This window comes from Arthrospira sp. PCC 8006, from assembly GCF_046480465.1.
Classification (GTDB): Bacteria; Cyanobacteriota; Cyanobacteriia; order Cyanobacteriales; family Microcoleaceae; genus Limnospira; species Limnospira platensis.
Map to the genome: position 1 here is coordinate 1 of NZ_PKGG01000681.1, position 218 is coordinate 218.

General features: G+C 43.1%; 1 protein-coding gene. It reads left to right on the forward strand.

What is annotated here, in order from left to right; all coding sequences use genetic code 11:
• Nucleotides 1-218 (forward strand): hypothetical protein (locus B9T16_RS29855; RefSeq protein ID WP_410246512.1); only part of this gene is annotated, 218 nt, incomplete at both ends.

The following is a 218-nucleotide window of genomic DNA, read 5'->3' on the forward strand; positions in this document are numbered from 1 at the left end:
TACCATTGCCGATATGCACTTTGACGTGGGTACCGGTTGGCGTTTGGACATACAGTATGAGCAAGAGGTATATCCAAATATCATTGTTTTTGGAAATGTAGGTGGCGGGTGGCATTTTCAGGAGATTAGAATCAATCAGCACCACCGCAATCCAAGTATTGACTTTGAAGCCAATCTGTATGATGTGGAAAACCACATACGCAGTTATTTCACCGTCT